The organism is Acidimicrobiales bacterium, assembly GCA_035536915.1.
GTDB lineage: Bacteria > Actinomycetota > Acidimicrobiia > Acidimicrobiales > JAHWLA01 > JAHWLA01.
In genome coordinates this window covers 1-17,477 of record DATLNE010000023.1, presented here as the reverse complement: position 1 = coordinate 17,477, position 17,477 = coordinate 1, and the positions used below count along the sequence as shown (strand labels likewise).

Below are 17,477 nucleotides of genomic sequence, written 5' to 3'. Positions count from 1 at the left end.
CGGGCGACGAAATGTCCCCTAAACGGGAAGCACAACAGTCGAGCTGAAAGGGACAGGCGATGCCCAGCGGGGGGTCTGGGCACCGCCTGCGACCAGCCAGTGAGGGTTTCCTTGGCGGCCTTTGTCACTAGGACGGCGAAAGGCTAGACCCGGGCGTGAAAAACGAAGCGGTCGGTCGTGAGCGCCTTGGTCAGCGACAAACGGTGCTCCTTGGCAAACATGCGAGCGGCCCACTTGGCCGCCCGTAGCGGTAGACCCCGCCGCCAGACGCAATCCACCTCCGAGAAGCCACTGCTGCGGAGCATGCCGAGGGTGGCCGCCACGTTGGGCGCCCACCAGTTGGAGCCATCGGCGTTCAGTTCCGTGTTCGGGAAGAACTCGGCCGCTGGTCGGCGCGTGAGCAGCATCCCGACCTCGGTTTCGAGCACCAACAGGCCGGACGTGACCGACCGCACGCGTTCCAACAGCAGCATCGGGTGACGGATGTGATAGAGGACGCCGAGCAGGAGCACGACGTCGAACGTGCCGCCGACAGCTTCGGGACTGAGGTCGAGCGGGTCGATCCACTGGTCTCGAACCTGGGAGCTGACTGCTTCACGGGCGAGGTCGAACCCCGCCTTGGTGCCCCAGCCGCCGCCGTCCCAGCAGTAGCTGTCGGTCGCGAGCACCGATGCCCCACGACGCTCCATCTCGAACGAATAGAAGCCGTCCCAGGCTCCGACATCGAGCACGGACAGACCGTCCAGGCGTGCGGGCAGTCCGAGACGTGGCAGCGTGCGGCTCGGATCGTAGATGCCAGGCGTGCGCACGCCCGGGGCCAGTTCCATGCTGTGGAACCACCGGACGGCCTCGATCCGTCGCCGCAGTGATGCCCGATCGTCCTCTCGCTCCACCCCGGCGCTACTCATACGTAGCGAGTTATGCTACTCATCAGTATGTAGACCGACAAGTAGCAACTTCACAAGCGTCGGCGGCGTGGAAGGCGACCTACAACGAACCCTCGGACGCAACCTGCGCCGCCACCGCGAAGCCCACGGTCTCAGCCAGGAGGCCTTCGCCGACCAGCTCGGCTACCACCGCACCTACATGGGCGGGGTCGAACGGGGCGAGCGCAACCTGACGCTGAAATCCGTCGAACGGATCGCCGAGCGCATCGGCGTCGACCCGCTCGACCTCCTACGCCCCGGTTGACTACGGCTCGGTACCGGCCAACCGAGACTGACGTGGCTGGCGGGAAATGATACGGGCGTCTCATTCTCCGTAGAGCTGGCGCCGAGCACCCAGTGGGGTGGATCATGTTGACAAGACGATGTTAGCGAGGCGTGTGAGCCACGCTATATGGGCAGGTCAGAGCCCTCCAGCAAGGCCGCCGGACTGACATCGAGCGCCTTGGCCACCCGCACGATGTTGAGCAGCCCCACGTTGCGTTTGCCCCGCTCGATCTGACCGATGTAGCTCCAGTGCAGGCCGCACTCGTCGGCCAGGCGTTCCTGGCTCCAGCCAAGCGCCCGACGAGCGACCCGGACCTGCTCGCCAAACCGCCGGAGGACGGCGGCGTCAGGCGTCGCCGGATCGGCCGAAGCCGGGGCGACGCCCATCACCGATCGAGTTGCGCCACGGCTGAGCGCAGGTGCTCGGCGATGCCGTCGGGCATGCCGTCCAGTTCGGCCTCGCTCCGACGACGGACGTACTCGCGCACCGCCTCGATGATGAGTGTGGACCGGGTGGTGTCGAGCCCGTAGGCCAGCGCCCGCAGCGCCTCATAGACCGGCCTCGGCAACCGGAGGGTGAACGGGGCGGCATCATCATCGCCGGATCGGTGGCCCGGGCTGCGCACGCTCACGTCCCCGACGTCTCGGTCGAGGCCGCAAACACCAGCAGCTTCCCGGCGGCGTTGACCCGCCAAGCGGCCGCCGGTGTCGCCTCGTGGTCGAACAGCACCAAGTAGGTGTTGGCATCGACCTCGCCGCCCGGATCCGCTACCCCGAGCAGCACTGCTGTGTTGTGGCCCTGGCTGGTCAGTTCCAGCTGCGGCCCTTCGGGCTCCAAGGACAGCACGGCTCGCTCGTGCCCGGTCTCATCGAGCAGGGCTAGGCCGACCGTGGACGGAGCTGGTGGGTGGTCAAGTTGTCCGACGAGGAGGCGTACCCGGCCGTTGGCGTCGACGACTTCGAGACGACGGGTACGGGTTACGGAAGAATCTCTGCAGCTCGCCAGGTGCTCGGCCAGGCTCACCCGGTCGATCTGGCGGCGACAGACGGGGCACTCGGCCTCGTCACTGGTGGCCAGTGCCTCCACCAGGCTGACGACTAGCCGCCACTCTGCAGGCGTCAGTTCATTGAGCAGGTCGTCGTGCAGCCGTTCGGCTGCCGCTCGATGCGTGGGAGCCGGTGTCCTATCGTCAGCCATCGTCGGTTCCTCCAGTCAGGAATCGGCCAGGCCGGGGGCTGTCTCACCAGCGCCCCGGCCACTCGTTTACAGGTTGTCGCGGGACCATACGAGTGCGGGTAGTTTTACGCAAGCACCGTCGTAGCCCTACGGTTTGGGCCGTGGGACGGAAGGTCGATGCCGACGACATCGTGGGCACCCAGGAGATCGCCGACCGCCTCGCGGTGGCGCGCAGCGCGGTCATCCATGACTGGCTGCGTCGTTATCCCGACTTCCCCAAGCCGATTGCTTTTGTGGGCAGGCAACGACTGTGGAACTGGCCGGACATTGCGGCTTGGGCGAGACGGACGGAGCGGTTATAGCCGCCCTCGTGGATGATCCCTTCAGACGTACCTTGTCGCCAACGTTGGGATTGGGGTTACGGCCTGGCTGACAACTGTCGTACTGAGTCTCCTCCGGCCTGGCGCTACCCGCTCTCCAGCAGCAATGCGAAAACAGGTGTTCTAGCGTGGCGACTGAAGGGTGCCGATAAACCAGCTCGGGCACGTCGAACAAGGGGGAGCCATGCGTATCGCTTCATTCAACGTTGAAAACCTGTTCGCCCGGCCGAAAGCGATGAACCTCGCCACTTGGAAAGAGGGTGCGCCGGTATTGGCGGCGCACGCTGAGTTGAACTCCCTGTTGCAGTGCGCCGATTACCACGAGCCGGGCGTGGCGGAACGAATCCTTGCCCTGTTTGAGGAGCTGGGTCTGCTACACGACGACGAAGGGCCGTACGTGCGATTGCGGAAGATCCGCGGCCGAATTCTCAAGCGGCCGAAGCAGGGGCCGGTCACAGTCGCCGCTTCCGGCCGCGCCGACTGGATCGGATGGGTGGAGCTCAAAACCGAGCGCGTCGACGAGTTGGCCATGAAGCACACCGCCATGGTGATCTGCGACGTTGACGCCGATGTCATGGGGGTTGTCGAGGCCGAGAGCCGTCCCACCTTGGCCCTCTTCACAGAAGCCATGCTCAGCCAAGTCGGCGGCCGTCCCTACGAGCAGGTGATGGTCGTCGACGGCAACGACCAGCGCGGCATCGACGTCGGTCTCCTGGCCCGCTGCGAATATCCGCTTCTCGAAATCCGATCCCACATCTTCGATACCGACGCCAAAGGCGTGGTGTTCTCCCGCGACTGCTGCGAGTATCACCTCCGGCTACCCGATGGCACACGACTCGTCGTCCTCGTGAACCACCTCAAGTCCAAGGGGTACAGCGCACCGGATGACAGGATCGGCGCGAAGCGCCGCACCCGCCAGGCAACGCGAATCGCCTCGATCTACCGTGCTCTTCGAGAGGAAGGCCACCGCCACATCGCCGTGCTCGGTGACCTGAACGATGACCCTTCCAGCGAGGCGCTCAAGCCCCTGCTCGATGGCAGCGGCCTGCGCGACATCAGCGACCATCCCGACTTCGACTGGGGAGGACGGAAGGGCACCTTCGGCAGCGGCAACGAGAAGGACAAGATCGATTACGTGTTGCTCTCACCGGAGCTCTACGGCAAGGCAACGGGCGGTGCCGTCTTCCGCAAGGGCATCTGGCGCGGTCCACGAACGAAGAACCCCTGGCCGATCTACGAGACGCTGACGGCAGATGTCCATGCCGCATCTGACCACGCTGCCATCTACGCAGAGATAGCTCTCTGAGACTCGGTGGGCGGCAGTCCGCCCACCGAGCACCCGGCGATGGCTCGGTCAGGACCAGCCCGCGGTCATCAACCCCCAACCGGGTAGTCACACTCCGATTGGGAGCACCGTTTCAATTACCAGCCGCGTCTCCCGGCCAGGGCTACTCTTCCGTGCCCCAGTCATGGCTGAGCACAAGGAACTGTCCATGCCCGAAATTGATGAGATCCCGGTCGCCAACCTACTGCTTGACCCGCGCAACGCCCGCCTGGGTGACGAACAGCCGTCCCAGCAGGCCATTTACATCGCCCTGGCCAAACAGCAGGGCAAGCGGCTGGTCAAGCTAGCCGAGGACATCGTCAATAACGGTCTCGACCCCACGACCCTGCCCGCCGTCGTGCCGACGCCCGACCGTCTAAAGCGCTACCGGGTGATCGAAGGCAACCGACGCATCCTCGCGGTGAAGGCCCTCGAAACGCCCTCAATCGTGACGCCTGCACTGGGACCAGCCGAACGCAAACGCCTCATTGAGCTGTCCGGCAAGTACGCCGACAGCCCCATCGATGCCGTGAACTGTGTCCTCTTTGACAACGAGGCCGATGCTGAGCACTGGATCAGGTTGCGACATACCGGGGCCAATGAAGGCGTGGGGCTCGTCGAGTGGGACCCGAACGAACAGGACCGGTACCTTGCGCGCACCGGGGCCCGGCAGCCGACGGGCCAGGTCGTGGACTTCGTTAACAAGCTCCGTGGAACGAAGTCCGGCACCGGGATCATCACGAACCTGAAGCGCCTCTTGGGCACGCCCGAGGTTCGAGAAGCACTTGGGATCGAGCTCGTGAACAACAGCAAGACGGTGGTCTCGCACTACCCGGCTGAGGAGGTCGTCAAAGGACTCAGCCGTGTCGTCGACGACCTGGAGGAGGGCCGGGTCAAGGTCAAGAACCTCTACGAGAAGCCCGATCGGGTCGAGTACATCAAGACCCTCACCCGCAAGGACCTGCCCACGAAGTCGAAGCGGCTGAAGATGCCGGTGACGCTCGACGACCTTGCCTCCGGGCACAAGACGCCGGCTGTGGTGCGGCCCAAGAAGTCCACCAAGCGACCGAAGGCGACCACCCGCAGCTCAGTGATCCCCAAAGAATCCAAGGTCAACCCCAACCCGCCGCGGATCAACGCGATCTACAACGAGCTGGCGCAACTCAACGTGGACCAGTGCCCGAACGCCTGCGCCGTCCTCCTGCGGGTCTTCGTCGAGCTGAGCGTGGACCACGAGATCGAGAAGGCCAAGCTGATGACTGAGGCCCAGCGCCGGAACGCACCGTTGGCCAAGCGGATGAAGGAGCTCGCAGCCCATCTGGAGCAGACCAAGCGGATCAACGCCCAGCTTCGGAAGGCGATCGAGAAGATCGCCAACACGCAGGACGTCATCGCAGCATCCACCACCACCTTCAACCAGTACGTGCACAATCCCTACGTCCATCCCAAGCCTGGCGAGCTGCGTACGGCCTGGGACGAGCTTGAGCCGTTCATGGAGAAGCTGTGGCCGTGACCTACAACCTGACGAGGTACTAGTAATGGGAGGCGTGCCCCTCGGACGCTTCCCCTCGCCGCTTCGCTACCCCGGCGGCAAGGGCAAGGTTGCCAACTTCATGAAGCTGCTGTTCCTTGAGAACGGGCTGGTGGGCGGCGAGTACGTCGAGCCGTACGCGGGCGGTGCCAGTGTGGCCCTGAGCCTGCTCTTCGAGGAGTACGCCTCCCACGTCCACATCAACGACATCAACCGCAGCGTGTACGCCTTCTGGTGGGCGGTGCTCAACCACCCCGGAGAGCTGTGCCGCCGTATCTGGGATGCACAGTTGACGATGGATGAATGGCACGTCCAACGTGCGGTGCAGAACGATGCGGACGCCGATCCCCTGGACCGTGCCTTCTCGACGTTCTTCATGAACCGCTGCAATCGCTCAGGCATCATCGGCGGGGGCGTCATCGGCGGGCAGGATCAGACGGGTACGTGGAAGATCGACGCCCGGTTCAACCGCGAGGACTTGACCCGGCGCATCGAGAAGATTGCGCGCTACCGGGACCGAATCTCACTCTCCGACCAAGACGCGTTGGCGTTCCTAGAGCCATGGGTGAGCGGCGACGCCAAGGCATCGCTGATTTACCTAGACCCGCCGTACTACGTGAAGGGCGAGGGCCTTTACGAGAACTTCTACGAGCACGAGCACCACGTTGCCATCGCTGATCGTGTCAAGGCGCTGGCCGGGCCGTGGGTCGTGTCCTACGACGCCGCTCCTGAGATTCTGAAGCTCTACAACTTTGCCCGACCGACCAAGTACTCCTTGAGCTACAGCGCAGCCGACCGGTACAAGGGCTCAGAAATCATGTTCTTCTCGAAGGGTTTGAGAATTCCCACAGTGGACACCCCGGCGTTGGTGTCGCCGGAGATCGTCAGCGAAAAGCTCCTCGGAGTGTCCGTCATCTGATTCGAGGCGTTGTGTCGGTTGGTCTAGGAATTGGGTTCGTTCCCCAGCCTCGGCCGCGTCTGTACTCCGGCGGCCAACAAGGCACTGCGAACCGTGTTGTCCGAGGTCCCGTAGCGCTGGCTGAGCTTCCTGAGCGACCACCCCTGCGGGTAGAGCTGCGCCGCTTCGGCGATCTGCGCTTCACTCAGTCGTCGGTAGCGGGTAGGCACGCCCTGCCGGTCGAGGTGAGCCATGACGGTTGTGCGGTTGATGTTGTAGCGCTGGGCCAACTCGCGGATGAGGGCACCGGCCTGGTAGGCCTTGGCCAAGTCAGCAGCCTGCTCGGGTCGAAGCCGGAGCTGGACCTGCTTCGTACTGGGTTTGGCTCGTCGAGCTGTCCGAGAGGGCTGGAGCGCTTGCACGGCAGCCAGCGGTTCCAGTTCCCACCTCTGTTTCGAGTACGCCGCTAGGATCTCCACTCCCGTGTGAGGCCGCCGGCACCCGCAACACTCGGAGGCCAACGATCCTACCGTGGTAGGATCAGCCTATGACGCGAAAGCTCTCCGTCAGTCTTCCGGACGACCTTTATGAGCAGCTTCAAGCGGAGGGCGCCGAAAACGTCAGCGCCTTTGTGGCCGGAGCCATCCGGCAGCAGCTCGATCGCCAACGCCTCCTCGGCTTCGTGGCAGAACTCGAAGAGGAGCTCGGGCCGGTCGACGAGGATGCGTTCGCAACATTCGACGCGCTGCTCGATGACGTCCTCGCGGCGCAAGGTTCCGCATCACGAGTCGGAAAACACGCCCGGAAATCGGCCAAGAAGAAGGCCTCTGCTCCAGTCGCTCGGAGCAGATCGGCGGCGCGGTGACGGCAGTGGTCCTCGACACCCGTGCGGTCGAGGTGCTCGCCGACCGCACAGCGGACCCGATCGCCGCTCGTCATCTGCGTGACCTTTTCGCGTGGGCGGCGCGCCGGAACATGCCGGTCCGCGTGCCGACGGCCGTATTGGCCGAGGCGTACCGCGGTACGGGAGCCGATGCCGGCGTTGACCGGGTGCTGAACAGCGGTGTCGGGACGATCACGGTCGGCCGGGCGATGGCCCGTATGGCAGGACGGCTCCGCCACCGAGACGGCCTCGACTCGTGCCACACAGTCGACGCCCTGGTCGTAGCCACGGCGATACGACTCGGTGGCGGCATCATCTCGACCGGAGATCCCGACGACATCCGCTCGCTCGCCCGCGACCACCCGAATGTGGCGGTCGCCCCGCTTCGACTTTGAAAGGCAGAGCGTCCCGCTGCCGTGTGAGAATCCGGCGATGAGCACGCCGTCGATCAACGGGGCATCGCATGTCGCCCTCACCGTTCGCGACAAGGACGCCAGCGCCGAGTGGTACCAGCGGGTGTTCGGGTGGCAGGTCCTGGCCCGGCTCGAAGCAGGCCAGGCGGGCTCGCCCCGCGTCCTGCTGTACGACGCGGGCAGCGGGTTCGCCTTGGCCCTGTGCGAGCCCGACGACCGTTCCCTCGACGCCTTCGACCACCGCCGCACGGGCCTCGACCACCTCGCCTTCAACCTGGCCGACGCGGCCGAGATGGACCGGTGGGTTGCCCACCTCGACGATCTCGGCGTGGCGCACTCGCCCGTGCGAGACGCGGCCATCGGCACGTTCGTGTCGCTGGAGGACCCGGATGGCATCCAGTTGGAGCTCTGGTTGACCGCGTAGCACACTTGCTACGATTATCGCATGGGCGAAGCGGCGTCGCGCGACCTGCGCAACAACACCCGCGGCCTACTCGACCGCGTGGAAGCGGGTGAGCACATCACCATCACCATCACCATCGATGGTCGAGCGGTCGCCGTGTTGCAACCCGTCGGACGCCGGCCGCAGTGGCTCGGACGTGAAGAGTTCGTGCGCCGGGTGGTTCCCCACCAAGCCGACGAGGGGTTGCGGCGCGACCTGGCCGAGTTGGCCCCCGACACGACCGACGACATCCCCTGAGGGTGACCCGCGGCCTGGCCGACACCACGCTGTTCATCGCTCGTGAGGCGCGGCGTCCCCTCGACACCGACGCGTTGCCTGACGAGATTGCCGTCTCCGTCATCACCATCGGCGAGCTCCGCGCCGGCGTGCTGGCGGCGACCGACATCGAGACGCGCGATCGACGGCTTGCCACCCTTACTGCGGCGCTGGCTCTGCAACCGATCCCCATCGACGAGCAGGTGGCCGATGCATGGGCGAGGCTCCGAGTTCTCTTGCTCGACAGCGGTCGTCGCATGCCCCTGAACGACTCGTGGATCGCCGCCACTGCGATAGCACTCCGCATCCCCGTCGTGACCCAGGACGACGACTACGTGGAAGTGGCAGGACTGACCGTCGTCAAGGTCTGACGATCCAGCGGGCGGCGATCGGGGCGAAGCGTTCCGCGGTACCCGGGGGCGCGTCGTAGACGACGACGTTGACGTACTGGTCGCCTCGCAGCACCACCAAGCTCTCCGAGCGTTCCCGTGGGCCGGCACCGACGTGCGCCCGATACCCCGGGCCGCTGACGTCCTTGCCCTCCGGTTGCCGGTGAAAGTCCTTGCCACCTGGCCCCACGGCGAAGACGATCATGTGCACGCCGGGCGCCCTGCCGTAGCCGCAGCCCGACGAGTGCGCGGTGGTCGCCTGCGGCTCGAACGCACGCCCCTCCAGCCGCACCCCCAACACTCGCACGACCTCGTCGGCGGGCAGCACGTCGCACGCCGCCACCGCATCGGCCGGTTCCGTGGGCGCCCACACCACAGCGCCCACCACGAGCACGGCGGCCACAGCCCCGACATGCGCGGCCCGGGGCGTCCACGCCGACGCCGCGAACACCAGCCCGCCCAACAGGACCGTCGCCGCCAGGCCCAAGCCGAAGGCCCACGTGGTGAGCCCCAACCGGGGCGCCATGGCCGCACGGCACGCCTCTGCCTTGCCGATGACGGGCGACCCCACGATCATCGGCTGCGCCTTCGAAAACGACCGCCCAGTGAGAAACGCGGCCGGGGTTCCGCAGTCGTAGTAGTTCGTGCCCTCGTCGCCGGGGCGACCCGCCGACACCGGGATGGCGAGGCCGGCGACGCCGACGATTGCGGCCACCAAGCCTGCTGCCACCACCAAGGGCAGGAACGACGCGGCGGTGGCCTTCTCCCGCATGAACACGAGGATGCCGGCACGTCGGGCCGCGAGCATGGGCGGACGCACCACCGACATCGACGACATGGGGGTGGTGGCCATCGCGTCCGACGCGGCTGCGGGACGGTGTTGACTGTGACCGCCATGCCGACCACGAACTGGCCGACGACCACCGCAAGGCCGTGCGCCACCGCCTCGGCGGGGACGGCTGATAGGTGAAGTTCGCCGAGCTCCGCTCGCGCTGGGCGCCGGAGCGGGCGGCCGATGCCTTCGCCCGCCTCACCACCGGGCGCGACCTCGCACCGGTCGCCTTCGGTGAGGTCGACGGCCGCCTCGACCTACGAGGGCTACCCGGCGACCTCGACGCCTTCCGCTCGGGCCGGTCCGACGCCTACCCGCCGCTCGACTACGTCGACGTACGGGACACCACGTGGGAGCACCTCGACCTCACCGCCGCCGCCCTGCCCGCGCTCTGGCTCAGCCGCTGCACCATCGTCGGCTCGATCTTCGCCCGCGCCGACCTCACCAGTTGGACGACCGCAGGCTGCACCGTGCGGTCGTGCTCGTTCGAACACGCTGTCCTCTACGCCTGCTCCTTGGGCGCAGAGACACGCTCGCTCTTGCGCCGGAAGCGACGGCCCGGCCTGTTCGAAGACTGCGACTTCACCGGGGCCGACGTGCGGCGGGGCTACCCGGGCACGACGACGACCTACTGCCGATGCACGTTCGAGCGCTTCCGCAGCACCGACTCGTGGTGGCTCGACGCCGCGCCCGACGTGGCCGAGCGCCGCGACTGGCAAGCCTGGACAGCTCAGCGATAGGCGGCGCGGGCGGCGCGGTACGACGCCGACTCGGCCACGATCCGGGGCTCGAGGAAGTAGTCGAGGGATCGGTCGGTGCCCCCTGCCCGCATCACGTCGGCGGGCGTGGCCACCTTGTCCGGCATGCGCGGCAGGCGATCTCGGAACACCTGCACCCGGACGGCGGGAACGAACTTGGCGCCGTTGGGATGCGGTAGCCACGGTCCGTCGCCGCAGATGTCGACGTCGGCCAGCGCAGGCCAGCGCTCCAGCATCGACCGAGCCGTCTCCACGGCGACCGGCAACTGGTCGACGAAGGTGTCGAGCGGCCACTCGGGCACGCCGCGCACGTAGAGGCCGAGGTGGCCGTCCTTGACCATCACGCTGACCACCTCGGCCCGCACCGTCTTGAGGTAGTCGTGGGCAGCGGCCTCTACCTCGGCTGCCGTCGGCTCCCGCGGCGGTGCGTCGGAGCCGGAGGAACACGCGCCGCCGACGATCGCCACGACGACGGCGAGTACGACACGGGCCCAGCGGTTCACCAGCGGCACGGGCGGCGACGGTACCCGAAGCACCGCCGGCTACCATCGACCGGTGCCCCCGCTGCGCCCGCTTGTGCTCGCTGCCCTCGTCCTCGGAACAGCCGTTGCCTGCGGGAACGGCGACGGCGGCGACGCCGGGAAGGACGCCGCCCCGGAGACGTCGACCTCCACCTCCACGACCAAGCCGCGGCGCGGCCTGCTCGACCAACGCGAGGAGTTCCCGGCCTACGCCGTCGACGCCAAGGGCCCCAAGGTCGACGTGTACGACCGACCCGACGGCGGCGTGGTGCGAACGTTCGACAACCCGCAACCCTCAGGTGCGCCGCTGGTGTTCCTGCAAGAGCGGCGGGAGGGTGAGTGGCTCAACGTCTTCCTCCCCGCCCGCCCCAACGGCAGCACCGGCTGGGTGCGGCGCGCCGACGTGACCGTGCGAGGCGTGGCCTTCCGCGTCGAGGTGCTGCGGGGTGCCCATTCCCTCAAGCTCTATGAGCGAGACCAACTGGTGCGGGAGTTCCCGGTGGGCATCGGCACCAACGACACGCCGACGCCGGGCGGCACCTTCTACATCAAGGAACTGCTGGAGCCGCCGAACCCCGACGGCGACTACGGCCCCTACGCCTACGGCCTGTCGGGGTTCTCCAACGTGCTCACCAACTTCAACGGCGGCGCGGGCGTGATCGGCATCCACGGCACCAACCAGCCGGGCTCCGTCGGCCGCGACGTGAGCCACGGCTGCATCCGCATGCGCAACGAGGACATCCGCTACCTGGCCGAGCGCCTTCCGCTCGGCACCCCGGTAAAGGTGCTCGCCTAGAAGTCAGCCGGTGAAGGACGGGCGGCCGCGGACCGCTGTCGCCGCGCCCGTGTCGTCGTCGTCCTCGTCGTCGTCTGTCGGCTGGCCACCGGCGGAGGTGACGGTAAAGCCTGCGGCCTCGAAGTCGGAGCCCGGGCACTCAGCCACGAAGTCGTACTGCCTGGCATCGAGGTCGTCGGGGATTGTGTACGACGCCGAGAACGTGCGGTCGTCGTTGAGGGTGACGTCGGTGACCTCGTCGACCAGCTCGTCGTCGGAGTCGATCAGGGCGATGATGATGTCGTCGCCGTAGCAGAGCGTGCCGGAGATGGTGACCTCGGTGCCGGCGGGGCCAGAGGTGGGCGACACCGCCAGCGTCCCCTGCCAGGCGGCCACGGTGAGGTCGACGGTGTTGCTCCCCGCGGCGCCGCCGCTGCAATCGACCGAGCTCTGCACGGAGGCGTCTTCGCCGGCCACTGCGTTCTCGGGAACGGTGATCGGCTGGGTGTACTCGCCCGACGCATCGGTCGTGCCCGAGGCTGTCGCTGTGGCCGGGTCGCCGTCGGGGTTCGTGTAGGTCAAGGTGACGGTGTAGGCGACGCTGGCGCAGTCGCTGGTACCCGTGACGGTGACCGACTCGGTCGGCCGAGCGGTGGTGGGGGTCACGCTGATCGAAGGGGCCGCGGCGCCCGCACCGGCGGGCGTGGCCGGGACGACCACGCCGAGCACGAGGGCGGGCAGGAAGAACAGCACCTTGGTACGCATGGCGGGCAGCGTACCTTTTCGCCCCCTTACGCCGACTGTTCCTCGCCTGTGTTGTCGTCGAACAGTGCGGCCAGGCGCTCGCCCAAACGGGCGCGGGCGTGGCGTTCCATGGCCCGGGCCAGCTCGGCGTCGACGGCCATGCGGGCCAAGGGGCGCAGGCGGTGCACGAGCTCGGCCAGGCGGGGCACCTGTTCGGGGGACAGCTCGGCCAGCGGGTCGAACACGTGCGTCGACACCGTCTCCACGAAGGCGGCGGCCACGGCGTCGATCCGGCGGTGCAGTTCGGCGCCCAGGTCGAGCACGGCGTCGAGGGGCACCCCGGCCGCCACCATCTCGGCCGCCGCATGCACCTGGCGGGGGCTGAGCACGCGGTAGCCGTTGCCCTCCGGCTCGAGGAACCCGACCTCCACCGCCCGTTCGATGCCGGCGGCCGCCTCACCCCCGCCGAACAAACGAGCGAGTTCCTCGCCCGTCATGTGGACGGGCGCCTCGTCGCTCCACGGCCCGGCGACGGCCATCTCCAGCCCGATGACATCACGCAGCTCACGGCCGCGCTCCCAGGCCGACAGCAACTCACCGATGTTGGCCAGGGCGTAACCCCGGCGTAGCAGTTCGGCGATCAGGCGCAGCCGCACCAAGTGGGCGTCGCTGTACAGGGCGACGCGGCCGGAGCGCCGGGGCGGCGGCAGTAGTCCGCGGTCCTGGTAGGCCCGCACGTTGCGGACCGACGTGCCCGCTTCCCGGGCCAGGTCGTCGATGCGGTACTCGTTCATGACATTGGTCACTGTACCAGTCTGTCGGTTGACATTTACAGTGTTTGATGTCACGGTCGGCCGGTGACAACTTCTCAGGTGTGGACCCCCACGGCAGAGGATCTCGTCGGCTATCGCAGCGTCCAGCAGTTGGCCTACCGCTGCGCCGAGACAGTAGCCGCCACCCTGGAGCCAGGCGTGACCGAGCGGGCCGTCGCCCGCCGCATGCGGGAGTGGCTGCTCGACGCCGGCGTCGACGACTGGTTCCACGTGCCGTTCGCCTGGTTCGGTGACCGCACCGCCTTCCGGGGCTTCCGCACGTCGTTGCAGTTCTTCCCCACCGACCGCCAACTGGTCGAGGGCATGCCGTTCATCCTCGACTGCGCGCCGGTGGTCAAGGGGTACTCGGCCGACATCGGCTACGCCTCGTCGTTCGGCCCCAACCCGACCGTCGACCGCATCCTCGACGACCTCGCTGCCCACCGGTCGCTCATCCTCGACCTGGCCCGGCAGCGACGCCCGCTGCGGGAGATCTACGAGGCGGTCGACGCCCTCGCCTCCCAGCAGGGCTACGAGAACCGACACCGGCGCTACCCCTTCGGCGTGATCGCCCACCAGGTCGGCCCGCTGCCGACGCATCCCCGCAACGTGGTGGTCGCCGGGTTCGGCCTGCGCAGCCTGCGGGCGTTGGTGCGCAACGCAGCGGTCGGGAGGGCCCGGGGCTCGTCGCCGTTGTGGTCCGACAGCAAGCGGTCCGCCCATCCCCCCACGCCCGGCCTGTGGGCCGTCGAGCCCCACCTCGGCACCGGCGACGTGGCGGCCAAGTTCGAGGAGCTGTTGGTGGTGACCGACGACGACGTCTTCTGGCTCGACGACGACCTGCCCCACGTGCGCCGGTGGAACACCACGGAGGTGAAGACATGAACACCCTGCTCGCCCATGCCGAAGGTTCGTCGTCGTTCTGGAACGGCTTCACCGAGTTCGGCGCCCTGTGGCTGGTGCCCGCGCCGATCGTCCTGTTGCTAGTGGGTGGCGCCGCCGTGCTCTGGCTCCTCGGTACGGGCCGCGGCCTGCTCGCCCGGGTGGGCGACGGTGCGGCCCGCATGACCGGCCTCCCCGACTGGGTGGCGGTACCCGTGCTCACCATGCTGGCCGGCGCCTTGCCCATGGCCGCGCTGGGCTTCTACTGGGACGTCGCCTGGCACATCGACGAGGGCCGCGACGAGTTCCTCTTCTCCCCGCCCCACGTCGCCCTCGCCGGCGGCCTCGCCCTCATCGGCGTCGCGGGCGTGCTCGGCATCCTGCTGGCCACCCGTGCGCAGCCGACGACGGGGTGGAGCATCGGCCGGTGGCGGGTTCCGCTGGGCGCCGGTGCGTTGGCCTTGGCCGGGGCGGCGTCGATGGTCGCCTTCGGCGCCGACGAGATCTGGCACCGCCTCTACGGCCTCGATGTGTCGATGTGGGGACCCACCCACTTGACCATGGTCTCGGCCGCCGCCTTCAGCCCCTTCGCCGTGTGGCTGCTGCTCGGCGAGGCCGGGCCGGGCGCGGGACGGCCCGTGCCGGTCACTGCCATCAAGATCGCGTTCGCGGCCGCCCTCATGGTGGCGCTGTCGGCGTGGCAGTTGGAGTTCGACCTCGGCGTGCCGCAATGGCAGGCGCTCTACCACCCCGTCCTCATCGTGGCCGCCGCGGGGCTCGGCCTCACGTCTGCCCGCACCATCCTCGGCCCCGGCGGCGCGCTGCTCACCGCCATCGGCACCATCGTGATACGGGGTGCCTTCACCAGCGTGGTGGCCGGGCTCGGGATGACCACCCCGCGCTTCCCCCTCTACCTCGGCGCTGCCCTCGCGGTGGAAGCCGCCGCCGCCTTGGCCGGAAAACGGTCGACCGTACGCCACGGCCTGATTGCCGGCCTCGGCGTGGCGACCGTGGGCTTGGCCGGCGCCTGGGCATGGACGCACGCATGGGGCTACCGGCCCTGGCAGCCCAGCCTCTTTCCTGAACTGTGGGTCGCCGTCGTGGTGGCGTTGGCGGCATCCGTGCTCGGCGTGGCCGTGGGGCGCATCGTCAGTCATCGGCCGTCTGGGCTGCGGACCCCGGCCGTGGTGGCCTGCTTCGTCGGCTTGGCGCTCGGCGTGGTCGTGCCCTTCCCCCGCAACGCCCCTGACGCCGAAGTGGTGGTGCGCACAACGGCTGCCGGCCCGGGGCTGGTCGACGTCGAAGTGGTGGCCGACGATCCGAGCCTCGGCCAGGGAATCGACTGGTTCGAGGTCTTCTCCTGGCAAGGCGGCGGGTCACGCCACGCGCCGCTGCTCCAAGGGGCCGACGGCGTCTACCGCGCCGAGCACGCCATGCCGGTGGGCGGCACGTGGAAGACGATGATCACCTTCGCCGACGGCGACCGCCGGGGCGTCGTGCCCCTGTTCTTCCCGGCCGACCCGGCCATCGACGCCTCCGAAGTGCCGGTGGTGGCCGAACGCCGCAGCCGGTTCACCTCGGAACAGGCCGCCCTCCAACGCGAGCGCCACGACGGGCCTGCCTGGCCCGCCGTCTTCGGCTACCTGTGGGTGGCCGGGTCGATCTTCAGCCTGATCGGCATCCTCGTCGCCGGCTACGTCGCCCTCGAACGGCGTCGGCGGGCAGGCACGTGGCCGCCCCCCGGCAACGACCCCGGGCCGCTCGACGGCACGCGGGTGGTTGTGACCGGTGCGGCAGGCGGCATCGGCCGCGCCGTCACGTCGGCGTTGCAAGCCAACGGCGCTCGCGTCGTCGGCATCGACCGGGCCGACGCCGACCTCACCGACGCGGGCGCCGCCGAACAAGCCGTGCGGGCCGCGGCCGAGAAGTTGGGCGGCATCGACGTGCTCGTGAACAACGCGGGCCTCGGCACCGCGGGCGACAGTGGCGCCGCTCCCGACGAACGGGCGCAGGCCACCGTGGCCGTCAACCTGTTCGGCGCATGGAACGCCACGGCGGCGGCCATGCCCTACCTGCTCGAAGCACGCGGCCACGTGGTGAACGTGGCCTCCGGCCTGGCCGTGGCCACCGTGCCGTATGCGGCCGCCTACGCGGCGAGCAAGCGGGCCGTGCTCGCCTACGGCGACACCCTGCGCATGGAGTACCGGGGACGCGTCGCCGTCTCGGCCGTGCTGCCCGGCTACATCCGCACCTCGATCCACGCCGGTCCGGCGGCGGACGGGGTGTCGCTCGACGGCGTGATCCCCGACGAGCCGGTGGAAGCCGCGGCAGCAGCCATCGTCGCCGCCATCGAGACCCGCAGGCGCACGGTCATGTCGTCGCCCCTCACCCATGTGCGGGTGGCCGCCGCCCGCTGGCTCCCCCGCACCGCCGAACGAGTGATCGCCCGCCGCGTGCAACGGCGCCGCTTGGCCCCTGCGTTCGTGCGCTTCCCGGAGCCGTCCGGCTCGTAGCGTCGGTCACGCGGCGGAGTCGTCGCGTTCGATCAGTTCGTCGTGAAAGCCTGCGGCCGGCACGCCTCCCGCACAGCCAGCCCGCACGCCATGTCGTCACTCTTTCCGGGGCCGCAACCCCGCTCGGCCGCGCCCGCTACCCCGGAGGCCCACACGTTCGAACAGGGTTCCGCTCGAACGGCGGCGCCAGCGGTTCGTCGTGCCGGGCGGCGCAGGCGACCTCCCAGGCCTGCGGCCACGGGTTGGGCAGGCACCCGTCGAGCTCGGTCGACTGCTGCGCCATGATCGGCGCCGCTTGCCCCACCGCCGGGCACTGCACCTCGGGGTGGTGCTGGCCGAGCAGGTGGCCCACTTCGTGGTTGACGAGCATCTGCCGGTACGACGGGAGGTCGCCCGTCCACTGGGGCGTGGCCCGCCGCCACCGTTCGGCGTTGAGGGCGACCACCGGCCCGTTCTGGCAGCTGTAGCGGCCGTAGACGTCGTAGGGCCGGCACAACCCGTCGACTGTCGGCCCTTCAGCCAGCACGATCGAATACGGCGCGTCGGCGGTGAAGCGGAACTCGAAGCCCGCGGCCTGCCAGCCGCGCCGGTCGGTGAGGGTGGCGCGCACGACGGCGTCGAAGTCGGCCGTCGCGGCGTCGCGCACGCGCCGGTCGAGGCGCACAGCGACGACGACCGGCTGCGGCGCAGGGATGGTGGTAGTGGTCGGCGACGTC

24 protein-coding genes are annotated in these 17,477 nt (G+C 68.5%); 14 read left to right on the top strand and 10 right to left on the bottom strand.

What is annotated here, in order from left to right:
- Positions 1-143: 143 nt before the first annotated feature.
- Positions 144-827 carry a DUF1698 domain-containing protein gene (locus tag VM938_06090; GenBank protein HVF74601.1) on the bottom strand — a complete coding sequence of 228 codons (684 nt, stop codon included), beginning with the start codon at positions 825-827 and terminating at the stop codon, positions 144-146.
- Positions 828-975: 148 nt separating this feature from the next.
- Between VM938_06090 and VM938_06085 the strand changes: the two genes are divergently transcribed.
- A complete protein-coding gene (locus tag VM938_06085; GenBank protein ID HVF74600.1) occupies positions 976-1,191 on the top strand; it encodes a helix-turn-helix transcriptional regulator in 216 nt (71 codons plus the stop codon).
- Between the two features lie 143 nt (positions 1,192-1,334).
- Here VM938_06085 and VM938_06080 read toward each other — a convergent pair whose 3' ends face one another.
- Genes VM938_06080 through VM938_06070 form a run of 3 tightly spaced genes read right to left on the bottom strand, consistent with a single transcriptional unit; the run spans position 1,335 to position 2,409 of the window.
- Positions 1,335-1,598: a helix-turn-helix transcriptional regulator gene (locus VM938_06080; protein ID HVF74599.1), complete on the bottom strand. Its 264-nt coding sequence runs from the start codon at positions 1,596-1,598 to the stop codon at positions 1,335-1,337.
- Complete coding sequence (locus tag VM938_06075; GenBank protein ID HVF74598.1) at positions 1,598-1,843, bottom strand: ribbon-helix-helix protein, CopG family; 246 nt, start codon at positions 1,841-1,843, stop codon at positions 1,598-1,600. Before VM938_06075 ends, VM938_06080 begins: the two co-directional genes overlap by 1 nt.
- Complete coding sequence (locus tag VM938_06070; protein ID HVF74597.1) at positions 1,840-2,409, bottom strand: hypothetical protein; 570 nt, start codon at positions 2,407-2,409, stop codon at positions 1,840-1,842. Before VM938_06070 ends, VM938_06075 begins: the two co-directional genes overlap by 4 nt.
- 140 nt (positions 2,410-2,549) lie before the next feature.
- Between VM938_06070 and VM938_06065 the strand changes: the two genes are divergently transcribed.
- The 4 genes from VM938_06065 (at position 2,550) to VM938_06050 (ending at position 6,542) form a co-directional block, all read left to right on the top strand.
- Complete coding sequence (locus VM938_06065) at positions 2,550-2,750, top strand: hypothetical protein (GenBank protein HVF74596.1); 201 nt, start codon at positions 2,550-2,552, stop codon at positions 2,748-2,750.
- Between the two features lie 202 nt (positions 2,751-2,952).
- A complete protein-coding gene (locus tag VM938_06060) occupies positions 2,953-4,074 on the top strand; it encodes an endonuclease/exonuclease/phosphatase family protein (protein HVF74595.1) in 1,122 nt (373 codons plus the stop codon).
- Between the two features lie 163 nt (positions 4,075-4,237).
- Positions 4,238-5,605 (top strand): hypothetical protein, encoded by a 1,368-nt coding sequence (locus VM938_06055; GenBank protein ID HVF74594.1) that lies wholly within the window; start codon positions 4,238-4,240, stop codon positions 5,603-5,605.
- Between the two features lie 34 nt (positions 5,606-5,639).
- Entirely contained in the window at positions 5,640-6,542 is a 903-nt protein-coding gene (locus VM938_06050) for a DNA adenine methylase (protein ID HVF74593.1), read from the top strand.
- Positions 6,543-6,565: 23 nt separating this feature from the next.
- Here VM938_06050 and VM938_06045 read toward each other — a convergent pair whose 3' ends face one another.
- Positions 6,566-6,850 (bottom strand): hypothetical protein, encoded by a 285-nt coding sequence (locus VM938_06045; GenBank protein HVF74592.1) that lies wholly within the window; start codon positions 6,848-6,850, stop codon positions 6,566-6,568.
- Positions 6,851-7,068: 218 nt separating this feature from the next.
- Here VM938_06045 and VM938_06040 point away from each other — a divergent pair, with 218 nt between their 5' ends.
- The 5 genes from VM938_06040 to VM938_06020 are packed head-to-tail and all read left to right on the top strand — an operon-like array spanning position 7,069 to position 8,906.
- Positions 7,069-7,386 carry a hypothetical protein gene (locus VM938_06040; protein ID HVF74591.1) on the top strand — a complete coding sequence of 106 codons (318 nt, stop codon included), beginning with the start codon at positions 7,069-7,071 and terminating at the stop codon, positions 7,384-7,386.
- Positions 7,383-7,799 carry a PIN domain-containing protein gene (locus VM938_06035; GenBank protein HVF74590.1) on the top strand — a complete coding sequence of 139 codons (417 nt, stop codon included), beginning with the start codon at positions 7,383-7,385 and terminating at the stop codon, positions 7,797-7,799. Before VM938_06040 ends, VM938_06035 begins: the two co-directional genes overlap by 4 nt.
- 37 nt (positions 7,800-7,836) lie before the next feature.
- Positions 7,837-8,241, top strand: coding sequence for a VOC family protein (locus tag VM938_06030; GenBank protein ID HVF74589.1), 405 nt, complete (start codon positions 7,837-7,839; stop codon positions 8,239-8,241).
- 21 nt (positions 8,242-8,262) lie between these two features.
- The gene (locus VM938_06025) at positions 8,263-8,517 is read left to right on the top strand and encodes a type II toxin-antitoxin system prevent-host-death family antitoxin (GenBank protein ID HVF74588.1); all 255 of its coding nucleotides are present in this window, start codon (positions 8,263-8,265) and stop codon (positions 8,515-8,517) included.
- Positions 8,518-8,519: 2 nt separating this feature from the next.
- Positions 8,520-8,906 carry a type II toxin-antitoxin system VapC family toxin gene (locus VM938_06020; protein HVF74587.1) on the top strand — a complete coding sequence of 129 codons (387 nt, stop codon included), beginning with the start codon at positions 8,520-8,522 and terminating at the stop codon, positions 8,904-8,906.
- On the opposite strand, the gene VM938_06015 is transcribed toward VM938_06020, so the two are convergent.
- Positions 8,896-9,777, bottom strand: coding sequence for a hypothetical protein (locus tag VM938_06015; protein ID HVF74586.1), 882 nt, complete (start codon positions 9,775-9,777; stop codon positions 8,896-8,898). The two genes, VM938_06020 and VM938_06015, sit on opposite strands and share 11 nt — an antisense overlap.
- A 113-nt stretch (positions 9,778-9,890) precedes the next feature.
- Here VM938_06015 and VM938_06010 point away from each other — a divergent pair, with 113 nt between their 5' ends.
- Complete coding sequence (locus VM938_06010; GenBank protein ID HVF74585.1) at positions 9,891-10,496, top strand: hypothetical protein; 606 nt, start codon at positions 9,891-9,893, stop codon at positions 10,494-10,496.
- Here the strand turns inward: VM938_06010 and VM938_06005 are convergent.
- Positions 10,487-11,050 carry a hypothetical protein gene (locus tag VM938_06005; GenBank protein ID HVF74584.1) on the bottom strand — a complete coding sequence of 188 codons (564 nt, stop codon included), beginning with the start codon at positions 11,048-11,050 and terminating at the stop codon, positions 10,487-10,489. The genes VM938_06010 and VM938_06005 overlap by 10 nt on opposite strands.
- Positions 11,051-11,069: 19 nt before the next feature.
- On the opposite strand from VM938_06005, the gene VM938_06000 reads away from it, so the two are divergent.
- Complete coding sequence (locus VM938_06000; GenBank protein HVF74583.1) at positions 11,070-11,831, top strand: L,D-transpeptidase; 762 nt, start codon at positions 11,070-11,072, stop codon at positions 11,829-11,831.
- A 3-nt stretch (positions 11,832-11,834) separates the two neighbouring features.
- Here VM938_06000 and VM938_05995 read toward each other — a convergent pair whose 3' ends face one another.
- Entirely contained in the window at positions 11,835-12,575 is a 741-nt protein-coding gene (locus VM938_05995; GenBank protein ID HVF74582.1) for a hypothetical protein, read from the bottom strand.
- A gap of 26 nt (positions 12,576-12,601) precedes the next feature.
- Positions 12,602-13,348: a MerR family transcriptional regulator gene (locus VM938_05990; GenBank protein ID HVF74581.1), complete on the bottom strand. Its 747-nt coding sequence runs from the start codon at positions 13,346-13,348 to the stop codon at positions 12,602-12,604.
- A gap of 63 nt (positions 13,349-13,411) precedes the next feature.
- Between VM938_05990 and VM938_05985 the strand changes: the two genes are divergently transcribed.
- Together VM938_05985 and VM938_05980 are read left to right on the top strand one after the other, a co-directional pair.
- Positions 13,412-14,251: a M24 family metallopeptidase gene (locus VM938_05985; GenBank protein ID HVF74580.1), complete on the top strand. Its 840-nt coding sequence runs from the start codon at positions 13,412-13,414 to the stop codon at positions 14,249-14,251.
- A complete protein-coding gene (locus VM938_05980; protein ID HVF74579.1) occupies positions 14,248-16,761 on the top strand; it encodes an SDR family NAD(P)-dependent oxidoreductase in 2,514 nt (837 codons plus the stop codon). Before VM938_05985 ends, VM938_05980 begins: the two co-directional genes overlap by 4 nt.
- Positions 16,762-16,897: 136 nt before the next feature.
- Here VM938_05980 and VM938_05975 read toward each other — a convergent pair.
- Positions 16,898-17,477 (bottom strand): DUF3152 domain-containing protein (locus VM938_05975; protein HVF74578.1); only part of this gene is annotated, 580 nt, incomplete at its 5' end.

Bases quoted from the DNA above. Each gene is read 5' to 3' on its own strand.
- VM938_06090 (HVF74601.1), bottom strand. From the start codon at position 827: ATGGAACTGGCCCCGGGCGTGCGCACGCCTGGCATCTACGATCCGAGC.
- VM938_06080 (HVF74599.1), bottom strand. From the start codon at position 1,598: ATGGGCGTCGCCCCGGCTTCGGCCGATCCGGCGACGCCTGACGCCGCC.
- VM938_06070 (HVF74597.1), bottom strand. From the start codon at position 2,409: ATGGCTGACGATAGGACACCGGCTCCCACGCATCGAGCGGCAGCCGAA.
- VM938_06060 (HVF74595.1), top strand. From the start codon at position 2,953: ATGCGTATCGCTTCATTCAACGTTGAAAACCTGTTCGCCCGGCCGAAA.
- VM938_06055 (HVF74594.1), top strand. From the start codon at position 4,238: ATGGCTGAGCACAAGGAACTGTCCATGCCCGAAATTGATGAGATCCCG.
- VM938_06040 (HVF74591.1), top strand. From the start codon at position 7,069: ATGACGCGAAAGCTCTCCGTCAGTCTTCCGGACGACCTTTATGAGCAG.
- VM938_06030 (HVF74589.1), top strand. From the start codon at position 7,837: ATGAGCACGCCGTCGATCAACGGGGCATCGCATGTCGCCCTCACCGTT.
- VM938_06025 (HVF74588.1), top strand. From the start codon at position 8,263: ATGGGCGAAGCGGCGTCGCGCGACCTGCGCAACAACACCCGCGGCCTA.
- VM938_06015 (HVF74586.1), bottom strand. From the start codon at position 9,777: ATGGCCACCACCCCCATGTCGTCGATGTCGGTGGTGCGTCCGCCCATG.
- VM938_05995 (HVF74582.1), bottom strand. From the start codon at position 12,575: ATGCGTACCAAGGTGCTGTTCTTCCTGCCCGCCCTCGTGCTCGGCGTG.
- VM938_05990 (HVF74581.1), bottom strand. From the start codon at position 13,348: ATGAACGAGTACCGCATCGACGACCTGGCCCGGGAAGCGGGCACGTCG.
- VM938_05980 (HVF74579.1), top strand. From the start codon at position 14,248: ATGAACACCCTGCTCGCCCATGCCGAAGGTTCGTCGTCGTTCTGGAAC.